At 60.4% G+C, this 14697-nt stretch carries 15 protein-coding genes; 1 reads left to right on the top strand and 14 read right to left on the bottom strand.

Annotation, left to right across the window (positions count from 1 at the left end):
• Positions 1-109: 109 nt before the first annotated feature.
• The 5 genes from csrA to ACEVBK_RS03730 all read right to left on the bottom strand — a co-directional run bounded on the left by csrA (position 110) and on the right by ACEVBK_RS03730 (position 5359).
• Positions 110-301, bottom strand: coding sequence for a carbon storage regulator CsrA (csrA, locus tag ACEVBK_RS03750; protein ID WP_094040499.1), 192 nt, complete (start codon positions 299-301; stop codon positions 110-112).
• A gap of 181 nt (positions 302-482) precedes the next feature.
• Complete coding sequence (gene alaS / locus ACEVBK_RS03745; protein WP_375057257.1) at positions 483-3107, bottom strand: alanine--tRNA ligase; 2625 nt, start codon at positions 3105-3107, stop codon at positions 483-485.
• A 104-nt stretch (positions 3108-3211) separates the two neighbouring features.
• Positions 3212-3670 carry a regulatory protein RecX gene (locus ACEVBK_RS03740; RefSeq protein ID WP_375057256.1) on the bottom strand — a complete coding sequence of 153 codons (459 nt, stop codon included), beginning with the start codon at positions 3668-3670 and terminating at the stop codon, positions 3212-3214.
• Between the two features lie 45 nt (positions 3671-3715).
• Positions 3716-4792 (bottom strand): recombinase RecA, encoded by a 1077-nt coding sequence (gene recA, locus ACEVBK_RS03735; RefSeq protein ID WP_375057255.1) that lies wholly within the window; start codon positions 4790-4792, stop codon positions 3716-3718.
• Between the two features lie 72 nt (positions 4793-4864).
• Positions 4865-5359, bottom strand: a complete 495-nt coding sequence (locus ACEVBK_RS03730) for a CinA family protein (protein WP_375057254.1) — start codon at positions 5357-5359, stop codon at positions 4865-4867.
• 133 nt (positions 5360-5492) lie between these two features.
• Here ACEVBK_RS03730 and mutS point away from each other — a divergent pair, with 133 nt between their 5' ends.
• Positions 5493-8078 (top strand): DNA mismatch repair protein MutS, encoded by a 2586-nt coding sequence (gene mutS / locus ACEVBK_RS03725; RefSeq protein WP_375057253.1) that lies wholly within the window; start codon positions 5493-5495, stop codon positions 8076-8078.
• 64 nt (positions 8079-8142) lie between these two features.
• On the opposite strand, the gene rpoS is transcribed toward mutS, so the two are convergent.
• Genes rpoS through ftsB form a run of 9 tightly spaced genes read right to left on the bottom strand, consistent with a single transcriptional unit; the run spans position 8143 to position 14603 of the window.
• A complete protein-coding gene (rpoS, locus tag ACEVBK_RS03720; RefSeq protein ID WP_375057252.1) occupies positions 8143-9120 on the bottom strand; it encodes an RNA polymerase sigma factor RpoS in 978 nt (325 codons plus the stop codon).
• A gap of 42 nt (positions 9121-9162) precedes the next feature.
• Positions 9163-10173, bottom strand: coding sequence for a LysM peptidoglycan-binding domain-containing protein (locus ACEVBK_RS03715; protein WP_375058510.1), 1011 nt, complete (start codon positions 10171-10173; stop codon positions 9163-9165).
• Complete coding sequence (locus ACEVBK_RS03710; RefSeq protein ID WP_375057251.1) at positions 10173-10754, bottom strand: YqaA family protein; 582 nt, start codon at positions 10752-10754, stop codon at positions 10173-10175. The genes ACEVBK_RS03715 and ACEVBK_RS03710 overlap by 1 nt, the downstream gene beginning before the upstream one ends.
• On the bottom strand, positions 10751-11377 hold the full coding sequence (locus tag ACEVBK_RS03705; protein ID WP_375057250.1) for a protein-L-isoaspartate(D-aspartate) O-methyltransferase: 627 nt from the start codon (positions 11375-11377) through the stop codon (positions 10751-10753). Before ACEVBK_RS03705 ends, ACEVBK_RS03710 begins: the two co-directional genes overlap by 4 nt.
• Before the next feature lie 3 nt (positions 11378-11380).
• Positions 11381-12127 carry a 5'/3'-nucleotidase SurE gene (surE, locus tag ACEVBK_RS03700; protein ID WP_375057249.1) on the bottom strand — a complete coding sequence of 249 codons (747 nt, stop codon included), beginning with the start codon at positions 12125-12127 and terminating at the stop codon, positions 11381-11383.
• Complete coding sequence (truD, locus tag ACEVBK_RS03695; RefSeq protein WP_375057248.1) at positions 12108-13151, bottom strand: tRNA pseudouridine(13) synthase TruD; 1044 nt, start codon at positions 13149-13151, stop codon at positions 12108-12110. Before truD ends, surE begins: the two co-directional genes overlap by 20 nt.
• The gene (gene ispF / locus ACEVBK_RS03690) at positions 13148-13624 is read right to left on the bottom strand and encodes a 2-C-methyl-D-erythritol 2,4-cyclodiphosphate synthase (protein WP_375057247.1); all 477 of its coding nucleotides are present in this window, start codon (positions 13622-13624) and stop codon (positions 13148-13150) included. Before ispF ends, truD begins: the two co-directional genes overlap by 4 nt.
• Positions 13621-14316 (bottom strand): 2-C-methyl-D-erythritol 4-phosphate cytidylyltransferase, encoded by a 696-nt coding sequence (gene ispD / locus ACEVBK_RS03685; protein ID WP_375057246.1) that lies wholly within the window; start codon positions 14314-14316, stop codon positions 13621-13623. The genes ispF and ispD overlap by 4 nt, the downstream gene beginning before the upstream one ends.
• The gene (gene ftsB / locus ACEVBK_RS03680; protein ID WP_375057245.1) at positions 14313-14603 is read right to left on the bottom strand and encodes a cell division protein FtsB; all 291 of its coding nucleotides are present in this window, start codon (positions 14601-14603) and stop codon (positions 14313-14315) included. Before ftsB ends, ispD begins: the two co-directional genes overlap by 4 nt.
• Positions 14604-14697: the final 94 nt, after the last annotated feature.

The raw sequence follows: 14697 nt of genomic DNA, 5'->3' as shown, positions 1-14697 counted from the left end.
CAGGCCAAAATAAGTCAAACACTTTTTCCCACCCGACTTTTCGTTCGAACACTCTTTAAACACAATGAGTTAAAAGAAGGCAATACGAACAAAAAACGCCCCAAAACGATTAGTACTGGCTGTCCTGACCGGTTCCTTTCTCGGCCTGTATGCGCATGTAAATCTCTTCGCGGTGTACAGATACTTCTTTCGGCGCATTGACGCCGATCCGTACCTGGTTACCCTTGACGCCCAGCACGGTCACGGTGACTTCATCACCAATCATCAGGGTTTCCCCTACTCTACGAGTCAAAATCAGCATCTGCCAACTCCTGTCTATTCTGTGTAATAGTTAAAAATGTTATTTATTATCCAATAAAGGTGCTAAAAAACCTAGCCTTTCCCCTCCTTACAGATGGGGTGGCTTTATCCCTAAATCAAGAGGCCTGTCATCGACAGGCCTCTTTAAGTTTCAACAGCGGTACATCATTGCTGCCTAAAAATTATAGCCGCTCTGTCAACCAGGGCGTGACCGAAGCCAGGGCCGCCGGCAGCTGTGCCGGCTCGGTGCCACCGGCCTGGGCCATATCCGGCCGGCCACCGCCCTTGCCGCCCACCTGCTGGGCCACCAGGTTGACCAGCTCGCCGGCCTTGACCCTGCCGGTCAGATCCTTGGTGACCCCGGCGATCAGGCTGACTTTACCGTCGGCCACGGTGGCCAGCACCACCACGCCGGACTGCAGCTTGACCTTGAGATCATCCAGGGAACCGCGCAGCGACTTGGCATCGACCCCTTCCAGGTTGGCCACCAGCACCTTGGTCCCCTTCACTTCGATGACCTGATCCAGCAGGGACGCCCCCGCATGGGCAGTCAGCTTGGCCTTAAGCTGTTCGATTTCCTTCTCGAGCTGACGGCTGCGATCCAGCACCTGTCGAACCTTGGCCGACACCGAGAACAGATCGCCCTTGACCAGGGTGGCGGCTTGAGCAATTTCATGATCCAACTGGTGCAGATAGGCCAGGGCCGCATCGCCGGTGACCGCCTCGATACGACGAATACCGGCGGCGATACCGCTTTCCGACAGGATTTTGAACAGGCCGATATCGCCGGTGCGCCGCACATGAGTACCGCCACACAGCTCGGTGGACACCTCCCCCATGGTCACCACCCGCACCTCGTCATCGTATTTCTCCCCGAACAGGGCCATGGCGCCCGCGCCCTTGGCCGCGTCCAGATCCATCAGTTCGGTAGACACCGCATGGTTGGCCCGGATCTCCTTGTTGACCATGTCCTCAACTTCCCGGATTTCCTGGGACGTCATCGCTTCCAGGTGGGAAAAGTCGAACCGCAGCCGGTCCGGCCCCACCAGGGAGCCTTTCTGGATCACGTGCTCGCCCAGCAGCTTGCGCAGGCAGGCATGCATCAGGTGGGTGACCGAGTGGTTCAGGGCGGTGGCCTGACGACGATAGCTGTCGACGGCGGCGGTGACCTCTTCATCCACTTCCAGGGTACCCAGCTCCAGGTAGCCCAGGTGCAGTATGCCGTTACCGGCCTTCTGGGTGTCCTTGACCACGAACAGGCCATCGTCCATCTTGATCACGCCACTGTCCCCCACCTGGCCGCCGGACTCGGCGTAGAAGGGCGTCTTGTCCAGCACCACGGCGGCTTCCTCGCCGGCGATCAGGGCTGGCACCGGTTCGCCGTCCTTGAACAGGGCTGTCACCCGGGCCGGCTCGGCCAGGTGCTGGTAACCGGTGAAGTCGGTATGGCCATCCACCCTGATCCCCCTGGAATAGTCCACCCCAAAATTGGAGGCTTCCTTGGCCCGTTCCCGTTGCTGCTGCATCAGGGCTTCGAAACCGGCTTCGTCGATACTGAGATCGCGATCCCGCAGTACGTCGGCGGTCAGATCCGCCGGGAAACCGTAGGTATCATACAGCTTGAACACCACTTCACCGGGCAACACCTTGCCATCACCCAGGTTGCCGATGGCTTCTTCCAGCAGTTGCAGACCCCGATCCAGGGTACGGGCGAACTGGGCTTCTTCCAGTCGCAGCACTTTTTCGATAATGGCGCGCTGGCTGTTGAGCTCGGGGTAGGCGTCGGACATCTGCTCGCACAGGGCGCCGACCAGGGTGTAGAAAAAGGCCTGTTCGGCGCCCAGCTTACGGCCGTGGCGCACGGCACGGCGGATGATGCGGCGCAGCACATAGCCCCGGCCCTCGTTGGACGGCATGACGCCGTCGGCGATCAGAAAGGAGCAGGAGCGGATGTGGTCGGCGATCACCCGCAGGGACTTGTTGTCCAGATCCTCGGTGCCCACCGCCTTGGCGGCCGCCTTGATCAGCGCCTGGAACAGATCGATCTCGTAGTTGGAGTGCACGCCTTGCAAGATGGTGGCGATACGCTCCAGGCCCATGCCGGTATCCACCGACGGTTTGGGCAACGGCTCCATGGTACCGTCCGCGTAGCGGTTGAACTGCATGAAGACGATGTTCCAGATCTCGATGTAGCGATCGCCGTCTTCTTCCGGGCTGCCGGGAGGGCCGCCCCAGATCTCGGGGCCGTGATCATAGAAAATCTCGGTGCAGGGACCGCAGGGGCCGGTATCGCCCATGGTCCAGAAGTTATCGGAGGCGTACTGGGCTCCCTTGTTGTCGCCGATGCGGACGATGCGTTCTACGGGCACGCCCATGTCCTTGGACCAGATATCGAACGCTTCGTCGTCGGTGGCGTAGACGGTCACCCACAGCTTGTCCGTAGGCAACTTGACCACGGCGGTCAGGAACTCCCAGGCAAAACGAATGGCGTCCTGCTTGAAATAGTCACCAAAACTGAAGTTGCCCAGCATTTCGAAGAACGTATGGTGACGCGCGGTATAACCCACATTTTCCAGATCGTTGTGCTTGCCGCCGGCTCGCACGCAACGCTGGGAACTGACCGCCCTGTTGTAGGCCCGTTGCTCGAGCCCCAGGAACAGGTCCTTGAACTGGTTCATACCGGCATTGGTGAACAGCAAGGTGGGATCGTTGTGGGGCACCAGCGAGCTGGACGCCACCACCTGGTGGCCCTGCTGGCGGAAATACTCGAGAAACGCGGTGCGTAACTCCGATGTGGTCATCTGCATGGATAATCCTGTTCTATTGCTGGGTTCATAGGCGTTAACCCGGATAATTTAAAAGGTATCCGGGCCAATGTAAAACGCGCCTTGTCGCAGTGGGGAAGAAACTGCTACTCCGGGTCGGCTTCCAGGGCATGGCGGATATGCTCGGGAGCAAACCCCCGCCCCTGCAGGTAACGTATGCGTCGGGCTTTTTCCTTGATGTCCAGTCGTCTGGAGGGGGTAAACCTGGCCCGGTAACAGCTCTCTGCCAGTTCAAACCAGTCGGGCGCTTCGGCCACCAGCGCCTGCTCGATGTCAGCCTGGGCAATGCCCTTGCGCTGCAACTCGGCACGAACTCGCATGGGTCCGTGCTTTTTCAGAATATGTTGGCGCACCTGCACGACGGCAAAGCGGCAGTCCGCCAGCCAGTGTTGCTGTTCCAGGCGATCCAGCGCCTGTTCGATCAGTTCGGCCTCAAACTGGCGCTGTCGCAGCTTTTGCGCCAATTCCCGCCGGCTGTGCTCTCGGCGGGACAACAGGCGCAGGGCACAATCCCAGAGTTGCTGCGGGGTCGGTTTGGCTTCCATGAATACCTGTTAAAAGCAAAGGCCGGGAATATCCCGGCCTTTCGGTTAAAAGTCGTCGCCGCCGTCCGGTCCGTCCAGTTCGGCGACGGTTTCATAATCTTTGTCGCCGCTGTCTTCCTTGGTCGCCCCTCCCGGTGCCAGCAACAACAACTGGCGCAGCTGCTGCTCGATTTCATCGGAGATGTTCTTGCGCTCCAGCAGGTACTTGATGGAGTTGGCCTTGCCCTGGCCGATCTTGTCGCCCTTGTAGCTATACCAAGCACCGGCCTTTTCAATCAGCTTGTGCTTGACGCCCAACTCGATCAGTTCCCCTTCCTTGGAAATGCCGGCACCGTACATGATCTGGAACTCGGCCTGCTTGAAGGGAGGTGCCACCTTGTTCTTCACCACCTTGACCCGGGTTTCGTTGCCAACGACCTCATCACCTTCCTTGATGGAGCCGATACGACGGATATCGAGGCGCACGGAGGCATAGAATTTGAGCGCGTTGCCCCCGGTGGTGGTTTCAGGGCTGCCGAACATCACCCCGATCTTCATTCGGATCTGGTTGATGAAGATACACAGACAGTTGGCACTCTTGATATTGCCGGTCAACTTACGCAACGCCTGAGACATCAACCGCGCCTGCAGGCCGACGTGGGAATCACCCATTTCGCCTTCGATCTCGGCGCGGGGAGTCAGTGCCGCCACCGAGTCGACGATGATGACATCAACGGCACCGGAGCGGACCAGCATGTCGCAAATTTCCAGGGCCTGCTCGCCGGTATCCGGCTGGGATACCAACAGATCATCGACGTTCACCCCCAGCTTGCCGGCATAAACCGGATCCAGTGCATGCTCGGCGTCCACGAAGGCACAGACCTTGCCTTGACGCTGAGCCTCGGCGATCACCTGCAGGGTCAGGGTGGTTTTACCGGATGACTCGGGACCATAGATCTCGACGATACGGCCGGTGGGCAGGCCGCCGATGCCGAGTGCGATATCCAACGACAGGGAGCCGGTGGAAATGGCTTCGACATTCAAAGCCTTGTTATCGCCCAACCGCATGATGGAGCCTTTGCCAAACTGCTTCTCAATCTGGCCCAGGGCGGCGGCCAAGGCTTTCTCTTTGTTCTGATCCATGTGGTGCTCCGCTGAAGTAAGCTAACTGCGTCTTGAGATATAAGGTTGAGTATACTGGTTATTCGTACAGTATCAAGTCCGGGGTGCCGCCAACAACGCCAGGCAATCTGCCAAAGCGGCGGCAATGGTCTGCTGCCGCACGGCAATGCGATCACCGTCGAGCTGCAGCCGGCGACAGCTCAGGCGGTCGGCAGGCGCCAGATAACAAGCCAGCCAGACTGTGCCCACCGGTTTTTCCGGAGTGCCGCCATCCGGGCCGGCCACACCGCTGACCGCAACCCCGAGCGCAACCCCGGAGGCGGCGCAGGCGCCTTTGGCCATGGCTTCCACCACGGCTTCACTGACGGCACCATGCTGCTCGATCAGTGCCGGAGCCACCCCCAGCATCTCGCTTTTGGCGGCATTGGAGTAGGTGACGAAACCCCGGTCGAACCAGGCCGAACTGCCGGCCACATCGGTAATGGCATAGGCAATGCCACCACCGGTACAGGACTCGGCCGTCGTCATCATCAGTCCCCGACTCAACAGGGTTTCACCCAATTGTTGGGCCAGTATTCTACTCCGCAAAGCCGCCTCCCCGGTCATGTGCTTCGGCCAATATGCTGTTATTATGCCGACCCGGGCCGGCAGCGCCAATGCCAATCGCCCGACCATGGCACCAAAAAACGTCTCATAAAAATATAAGGTATTGATTTAGCTTATGAATCAAGACAAGACCCAACACACCCCCATGATGCAACAATATCTCGCCCTCAAGGCCCAGCATCCGGACATACTGCTGTTCTACCGCATGGGAGATTTTTATGAGTTGTTTTATGACGATGCCAAGAAAGCCTCCCGGCTGCTGGACATCTCCCTGACCAAACGCGGCCAGTCGGCCGGCACCCCCATCCCCATGGCGGGCGTCCCCTACCACGCAGCGGAGAATTACCTGGCCCGGCTGGTGCAGATGGGCGAATCGGTGGCCATCTGTGAACAGATCGGGGACCCGGCCACCAGCAAGGGGCCGGTGGAACGGCAGGTGGTACGCATCGTCACCCCCGGAACCCTGTCCGACGAGGCACTGCTCGTTGAACGCCAGGACAACTGTGTGGCGGCGGTGTACCACGACGGCCAGCAATTCGGTTTCGGTATCATCGACGTCAGTACCGGCCGTTTCGTGATCAACCAGTTCAAGGAAGAAGAGGCGCTGGTTGCCGAGCTGCAGCGCACCCAGCCCGCCGAGTTGCTTTATCCGGAAGGTTTCGGCTGGTTTCATCTTATCGAACAACGCAAGGGGCTTAGGCGCCGGCCGGAATGGGAGTTTGACCTGGGCACAGCCCGCCACCTGCTGTGCCAGCAGTTCGGTACCCGGGATCTGATCGGCTTCGGGGTAGAACAGTCCGCCACCGCGCTCTGTGCCGCCGGCTGCCTGCTACAGTACGTGAAAGATACCCAGCGCACCGCCCTGCCCCATATCAACGGTATCCGTCTCGAACGCAGTCAGGACATGGTGATCATGGACGCCGCCACCCGCCGCAACCTGGAGCTGACCCTGAACCTGTCAGGATCGGTGGAAAATACCCTGGCGGAAGTGCTGGACAATACCGCGACGCCCATGGGCAGCCGCCTGTTGAAACGCTGGATCCACCAGCCCAGCCGTAATATCCGGGAGCTGCATGAACGTCAGGACCTCATCGCCATCCTGATGGAACAGGGCCGCCATGAAACGCTGCGCCCGCCGCTGCGACAGGTGGGCGATCTGGAGCGGGTACTGGCTCGTCTGGCCCTGCGTTCGGCTCGTCCCCGGGATCTGAGCCGGCTGCGGGCTGCGCTGCAGGTCTTGCCCGACATCCAGGCGGTGCTGAGCGAGGTTTATCCTTCCTGCCTGGATCCCCTGGCCGGACACATCAGCCAATTCCCGGAGCTGGCCGGGCTGCTGGAGCAGGCCGTGGTCGACAATCCGCCGGTGGTGATCCGCGACGGCGGCGTGATCCGCGACGGTTTCAGCCCCGAGCTGGACGAACTGCGGGAGCTGGCCGCCGGCGCCCACCGCTACCTGGAAGAACTGGAAGCCCGGGAAAAGGCCACCACCGGCATCCATACCCTCAAAGTGGCCTACAACAGGGTGCACGGTTTCTATATCGAGGTCAGCCGAGCCAGCGCACACCAGGTGCCGGTGCACTATGTGCGCCGGCAGACGTTAAAGAATAACGAACGCTACATCATCCCCGAACTCAAAGAATACGAGGACAAGGTGCTCAACGCCCAGAGCAAGGGACTGGCACTGGAAAAGAAGCTTTACGAAGCCCTGCTCGACCGGCTGCTGGAACAGTTGGGTCCGCTGCAACAGAGCGCGGCGGCGCTGGCCCGGGCCGATGTGTTCGCCAACCTGGCCGAGCGGGCCGAAAGCCTGAATTACTGCCGCCCAACCCTGACCGATGACGAGGTCATCGACATCGAGGAAGGCCGCCATCCGGTGGTGGAGCAGGTGATGAACGAGCCCTTTATCGCCAATCCGCTCAGCCTGTCGGAAAACCGCAAGATGTTGGTGATAACAGGCCCGAACATGGGAGGAAAATCCACTTATATGCGGCAAACGGCACTGATCGTGCTGATGGCCTGCATGGGATCCTTCGTGCCGGCACAGCGGGCCCGAATCGGGCGAGTGGACCGCATTTTCACCCGCATCGGCGCTTCAGACGACCTGGCTTCGGGACGTTCCACCTTTATGGTGGAGATGACCGAAACTGCCAATATCCTTAACAATGCCAGCCGCCACAGCCTGGTGCTGATGGACGAGATCGGCCGCGGCACCAGTACCTATGACGGCCTGGCCCTGGCCTGGGCCTGTGCCGATGCGCTGGCCAACCGGCTGCATGCCTATACCTTGTTCGCGACCCATTACTTCGAACTGACCGAGCTGGCCGGACTCTGGCCCGGTGTCGCCAATGTGCACCTGGATGCGGTGGAACACCAGGACAGCATCGCCTTTATGCACGCGGTACAGGAAGGCGCCGCCAGCCGCTCCTACGGACTGCAGGTGGCAGCCCTGGCGGGAGTCCCCAAAGCGGTGCTGATACTGGCCAAGCAGAAGCTGACCGAGCTGGAACAAGGCCATCAACCACCGACCAGCAAGGCCAAACCATCCCGGGAAGTCCAACCCTCCCTGCCCCTGTTCGATGCCGAGCCGGATCCGGCACTGACACTGCTCGACGAGCTACAGCCGGACGAGCTGACTCCGCGTCAAGCCCTGGAACTGCTGTACCAGCTGAAGCAGGCACGGCGTGAGGTGTCAAAGGCATAAAGAAACGGCGGCAGAAACCGAGGGTTCTGTCGCCGCTTTTTTGAAGCCATGCCTTGGTGGCTTATCAGTCGCTATGGAACAAGGTGTCGATGGACAACCCCTGCTGGGTCAGGATTTCCTTCAGCCGTCGCAGGGCTTCCACCTGAATTTGCCGTACCCGTTCCCGGGTCAGGCCGATTTCCCGGCCCACGTCTTCCAGGGTCGACGCTTCATAGCCGAGCAGGCCGAAGCGCCGGGCCAGTACTTCCCGCTGCTTGGGATTGAGCTCTTCCAGCCAGTGCACCAGACTCAGGCGCATGTCGTCCTCCTGGGTCTCGGTCTCCGGATCCATATCCCGCTCGTCGGTGATCACATCCAGCAGCGCCTTGTCGCCGTCACCGCCGATAGGAGTATCGACCGAACTGATTTTCTCGTTCAGCTTGAGCATGCGGGACACGTCTTCCACCGGCTTGTCGAGGGCATCGGCGATTTCCTCCGCTGTGGGCTCATGATCCAGCCGGTGTGCCAGCTCTCGGGCGGTCCGCAGGTAGACATTGAGTTCTTTGACCACATGGATAGGCAGGCGGATGGTGCGGGTCTGGTTCATGATGGCCCGCTCTATGGTCTGGCGAATCCACCAGGTGGCATAGGTGGAAAAACGGAACCCCCGTTCGGGGTCAAATTTTTCCACCGCCCGGATCAGGCCAAGGTTGCCTTCTTCAATCAGATCCAACAGGGCCAGGCCCCGATTGTTGTAACGGCGGGAAATTTTGACCACCAGCCGCAGGTTGGACTCGATCATCCGCTTGCGGGCAGCCAAATCACCGCGCAAGGCTCGTCGGGCATAGTGGACTTCCTCCTCTGCGGTAAGCAATGGTGAAAACCCGATTTCCCCCAGGTACAGCTGGGTCACATCCAAGGTACGTTGGCTGGGGACGTTGAGGATTTCTTCTTCCTGAATACTCTCCTGGTCATCGCTGGCCGCGATCACCTCCAGTTCAACATCGGCATCAGCATCAAAATCCACATCTTCGTTGTGGATCGCTTCTTTGCTATGGTTCATGGCAGTTCTCCCTAAATCCGGGTACTACCCGACTCCCGGAGTCTATCGCTTTGGCAGATATCGTATCGGATCGACCGATGTCCCCTGATGCCGGATTTCGAAATGCAACCGAACATCAGTGGTGTCACTGCTACCCATATCCGCTATGTGCTGACCTGCGCTCACCGCTTCCTGCTCCTTGACCCGGAGCACTTCGTTGTGAGCATAGGCGGACAAATAATCATCATTGTGTTTGATGATGATCAGATTGCCGTAACCACGTAGCGCATTCCCTGCGTAAACTACCTTACCTGCAGCGGCCGCCTTGATGGCCTGGCCCCTGCTGCCCCGGATATCAATGCCTTTATTACCGGTTTCTGCCAGCGAGAACCCGGAAACAATGGGCCCCTGAGCCGGCCACTGCCAGGCGATAGCGGTATTGACAGCGGTGTTTTTTTGTACTTTGGGTTCAGCGTATGCTTTTCCTGGCGCGGGTGCAAGAGGCTTTGCTGCTTTTGACGGAGTGCTCGTACCAGCCGTTTTTGCGCCGGTACTGGTCGGGGTGACGGCCGTCGGGCGAGTCTCCTGGGCTCGCGGCAACACGGGCGTGGCCGGCTTGTTTTGCACCGCCACCGGCTGAGCCTGGGTGGGCCGCAGGGTCAGCTGCTGCCCCACGTAAATGCGATAAGGCGGCTTGAGGTTGTTCAGGGTGGCCAGATCCGCCACCGAATGGCCGGTCTGACGAGCGATGGCGTTAAGGGTGTCCCCCCGACGCACTCGATAAGACGCACGAACACCACCGGGTACATCCAGACGCAGTACCTGTCCGGGAAAGATATGGTAAGGCGGCTGAATATTGTTGTGGCGGGCCAGGGTCGGCACATCGGTGCCCGCCTGCCAAGCGATGGAATAGAGGGTATCGCCCCGCACCACCCTATGGGTACGCCCGTCGGCCTGCCCCTGGGCCCGGACCCCCGTCACCGGGGCCGGACGGGAGGCAGAGCAGGCGGTCAACAAGGCCACCAACGCCAGGTTGACACACAACAACCGGATAGAGCCGCTCCGCCTCCGCATCAGTTTCTCAACAACAAATAGGCTACCACGGCCGCCGCTATGCATACCCAACCGAGGATATCGATGTACTGGATAAGCTTGCGCTCCATGCGAACACCGCCCCATACCATCAATCCCGATACCAGGAAGAAGCGCAAGCCCCGCCCCACCAGAGAGATCAGCAGGAAGGGCAGAAACGCCATCTGCAGCAGGCCAGCCGTCACGGTAAAGACCTTATAGGGAATGGGTGTAAAACTGGCGATAAAGATCACCCACACTCCCCACTCGCTGAACCACTGCTGAGCGATCTGCATCTTGTCCTGGTAGCCCATGGTGTTGATAAAAGGCTCGACCAGAGGCTCCCACAGGGCATAACCCAGCAAGTAACCGAAGGCCGCCCCCAGCACCGAGAACACCGTGGCCATGGCGGCATAGCGCCAGGCACGCTCCGGCCTGGCCAGAGCCATGGGGGCCAGCATCACATCCACCGGTACCGGCCAGAAAATAGACTCAACAAAACTGGTCATGGACAAGTACAGCGGCGCATGCCGGTGTACCGCCCACATCATGACTTGCCGATACAACCGCGAAAATATCTTCACTCAACATCACCCTTAACTAAAGGTACAAAGCGCACCGACCCCAGCTCGGTACGCGAGAAACTGTCGCCCCGGCGCTCATAGCGCCACAGCGATTGCTGGTCTTCACCAACCGGAATCACCATGCAGCCACCATCGGCCAATTGCGACAACAAGGCCTGTGGCGTTTCTTCGGCCGCCGCCGTGACCAGAATGGCATCGAAGGGAGCCTTGCTGGCCCAGCCCTGCCAACCATCGCCGTGCTTGGTGGACACATTGTGCAAATCGAGTCGCTGCAACCGGCGCCGGGCCTGGTATTGCAAGGCCTTGATCCGCTCTATGGTAAACACCTGCTCCACCAGCTGTGCCAGCACCGCGGTCTGGAACCCGGAGCCAGTACCGATTTCCAGCACCCGCCGAGGTCGCTGGGCCAGCAGCATTTCGGTCATCCGTGCCACTATGTAGGGTTGGGAGATAGTCTGGCCAAAGCCGATGGGCAGGGCACTGTTTTCCCAGGCTTTATGCGCCATGGCCTCGTCGACAAACTGGGCCCGGGGCAGGCAGGCTACGGCCCGCAATACCCGTTCATCCTTGATACCCTGCTGCTGAAGCAAACGATAGAGTTGTTGTCCCGCTAACGTTAGCACCCTTTACTCCACTTCTTTGATCCAACTGGCCAATGCCGCCATCTGACTGTAAGCCGTCATATCGATGGTCAGCGGGGTAATGGATACGAAACCCCGCTCCACCGCATCGAAATCGGTACCTTCGCCCGCATCCTGCTTGGCACCGGGAGGCCCTATCCAGTAAATCGGCCGGCCTCGGGGGTCGTATTCCTTCAGGACGGCTTCGGAACGATGGCGATTTCCCAAACGAGTCACTTTGATACCCTGAATTTCTGCCAGGGGCAAGTCGGGTACGTTGACGTTCAGGATCTGGTTGGCCGACAAGGGTGCCCGCAGCACCCCCTGCACCAGCAGAGCGGCGTAGTGGGCGGCGGTATCGAAGTGGCGGTCGCCGCACAAGGATACCGCCACCGCCGGCAGCCCCAGATGGCGACCTTCGGTGGCCGCCGCCACGGTGCCGGAATAGAGCACGTCATCCCCCAGGTTGGCGCCATGGTTGATGCCGGCCACCACCATGTCCGGATCCGGATCCAGCAGGCTGTTCACCGCCCAGTGCACGCAGTCGGTCGGGGTGCCCTTGACCGAATAGAAGCCGGTGTCGTCGAGTTTGTCGGCCCGCAGCGGCACCTCCAGGGTCAGCGAATGGCTGGCCCCGCTGCGATTGCGATCCGGCGCCACCGTCACCACTTCGGCAAATTCCGCCAGTACCCGGCTCAGAGTCCGGATCCCGAGGGCATTGACCCCGTCATCGTTACTCACCAATATCTTCATGACTTCCGCTGTCCTTGATCAATTCACGTACCACGCTGGTGGCATAACTGCCCGCCGGCAACCAGAACGACAGCCGCAAGGCGTCGTCCTGCTGCTGCCATTGCATCTGTTCCGGCTTGAGCAGCAGCGCCCGCCGCTCCTGCTTGAGGCCGTTGGCTTCCAGGCCGGCACAGTACAGCTCCTGCCCGCTCAGCGCGACCTGTTCCAACTCGGCCGCCCTCCCCTGGCTCGGCAGCCGGCCACGCCCCCACAAGGGCGCACTCAGGCGAATATCACCGTCGGCAAAACGTTCCTGCATCGCATCATTCAGGGGGTTGTCTTCGCCCAGGGTAAAGAAAGACTGACTACCGGCCAGCATCACACAGTCGCCGTCCAGCAACTGCTCGCCCAGCCCTTGCGCCAGACGGTGACTGGCCGCCAGGTTGAACAGGTAGCTGCGCGCCGAGGACAGGAACAGCGAACGCTTGTTGCGATCCTTGATGCGCCGGCCGGCGAACATGGCCCTGGCCTGTTCCAGGTTACCGAAATCCCGGCCGAAGCGCTGGTCGCCATAGTAGTTGGGCACCCCCCGGGCGGCAATGGCGGCCAGTCGTGGCTCCAGCTCGCCGTTGCCTTCGAGCCCGCAGATCCTGAGCTCAAACCAGTTGCCCTTGAGCGCCCCGGTTTTCAGCTTTTTATTGTGTCGGGCGATGGTCAGGATCTGGACATCGTCGTTCTCCAGCGGCGAAAAGTCGGGCATTTCCTTGCCCGGCAGATGGACCCCGAACCATTGTTCGGTCACCGCATGGCGATCCTTCAGCCCGGCCCAGGTCACATCCCGTTGCGCGACCCCGGCCAAGCGGGCCAGCTCGCGCGCCACCCACTGGGTATTCTGACCCCGTTTGCGTACATGCAGCAGGATATGCTCCCCTTCGCCACCGGGTTCAAAGCCCAGATCTTCACGCACGATAAAATCTTCGGGCACCGCCTTCAGGCGGCCATGAAACTCCGGTTGTCCGTGCAGATAATGCCAGTTATTGCTCATTGTTTTACCAGTAACACCACGGCTTCGGCCGCGATGCCCTCTTTACGGCCGACGAAACCGAGCTGCTCGGTGGTCGTGGCCTTGACGTTAATCAGGGTAGTGTCAGCCTGCAGGTCGGCCGCAATATTGGCGACCATGGCATCGATAAAAGGCGCCAGCTTGGGCGCCTGGGCCAGTACGGTAATGTCCGCGTTGCCGAGCACAAAGCCGGCCTGCCTGACCCGGTTGAACACATCGCGCAGCAGGATGCGGCTGTCGATGCCGGCGAAGGCTGCATCGGTATCCGGAAAATGCCGGCCGATATCACCGGCACCAATAGCCCCGAGCAGGGCATCGGTCAGGGCATGCAGGATAACGTCACCGTCGGAATGGGCCAGCAGACCCTGCTGGTAGGGCACCGCCACGCCGGCCAGGATACAGGGGCCTTCGCCACCAAACTTGTGCACGTCGAAACCGTGCCCGATTCGCATCATTGTTCGCTCTCTATCCTCTGCTGCAGAAAAAAGCCCGCCAGTCCCAGATCTTCCGGCCGGGTAATCTTGATATTGTCGGCCCGTCCCTCTACCAGGCGGGGATGGAAACCGGCCCATTCCATGGCCGAGGCTTCGTCGGTAATCTCGCAACCGGCGGCCAGGGCCGCGGTCAACGCCTCCCGCAACGGGCGGGTGGCGAAGCACTGGGGAGTAAGCGCATGCCAGAGTTCATCCCTGGACACAGTACCGCTGATGGCGCCATGACCATCACCCCGTTTCATGCTGTCCCGCACCCGGCACGCCAATATGGCACCGGCGCCCTGTCGGCCCGCCGCCAATACCGCATCCAGATCGCTACGGTGCAGACAAGGCCGGGCCGCGTCATGCACCAGCACCCAGTCGGTCTCGACCCGAGCCAGGGCGTTGAGCACCGAGTCGGCCCTTTCCCTGCCACCGTTCACCCGCAACACCCGGGGATCCCGGGCGACGGGCAGGGCCGGAAACCACGGGTCATGCTCCGCCGTGGCAACAATGACCCGCCCTATGGCGGGATGTTCCAGCAAGCGGTTCAAGGTATGTTCCAGCACGGTACTGCCGAGCAGCGGCAGATACTGTTTGGGGCGTTTGGCGGCCATGCGCTTGCCGACCCCGGCCGCCGGTACGACCGCGGTAAAAGATGACAGCGGCTTCATGGTTGTAACGTATCTTGTGCCGGCAACAGCCGGTAGAAGGTTTCTCCCGGCTTGATCATGCCGAGATCGTTGCGCGCCAGTTCTTCCACCGCCGCCAGACCGGTGTTGAGATCTTCGATCTCCCGATAAAGCAGGGCATTGCGCGCCACCAGCTGCTCGTTATCTTCCAGTTGACGAGTCACGTTGGCCCTGGCTTCGTTATACTCGGCCAGGCCGTTCTTTCCCCACCAAAGGTGGTGCTGCAAGGCGCCCAGCAGGGCGAGCAGTATCAGCGTCAGGGTGCGCATCCATCCTCCTAAGTTGCGCGCTAGTTTCCCATATTCATGCGCCGAACAAAAGAAACCCCGCACGAGGCGGGGTTTCGATATCACGACAGAATGA

Source organism: Zobellella sp. DQSA1, from assembly GCF_041950555.1.
In the GTDB taxonomy this organism is placed as follows: Bacteria; Pseudomonadota; Gammaproteobacteria; order Enterobacterales; family Aeromonadaceae; genus Oceanimonas.
This window is presented reverse-complemented; position numbering and strand designations above follow the sequence as displayed.